A 277-nucleotide genomic window follows, 5' to 3' on the forward strand; every position below is an offset into this window, starting at 1 on the left:
GGATATGGCGTTCGGTCGCCGCCTGAGGGCGCAAAAGCCCCACGCGACCGATCATTCCCGCCAGTGAACGCACCGCAAAGGCGCCGCGCGAATAGCCAAACAGAAAGATCCGGTCGCCGGGCTGATAGCTGTTGGCAAGCCAGCCATAGGCGGTTGCGATCCGCCCCGGCATCGTGCTTCCCAACGCAAGGTCGGGCAGCGCGCGCCAATCCTCCCATTGTTGACCCTCGGCATAATGCACCCGCAGCGGGCCGCCGCCACGGCGCTGGCTTAACAG

1 protein-coding gene is annotated in these 277 nt (G+C 65.7%); it reads right to left on the minus strand.

The window, feature by feature from the left end; translation table 11 throughout:
• Positions 1-277, minus strand: a 277-nt coding sequence (locus ACS2QP_RS27625; RefSeq protein WP_438883042.1) for a phospholipase effector Tle1 domain-containing protein, incomplete at both ends; no start/stop codon positions are given.

The sequence above is a fragment of the Bacillus cereus group sp. Bce019 genome (assembly GCF_051781745.1).
In the GTDB taxonomy this organism is placed as follows: domain Bacteria; phylum Bacillota; class Bacilli; order Bacillales; family Bacillaceae_G; genus Bacillus_A; species Bacillus_A cereus.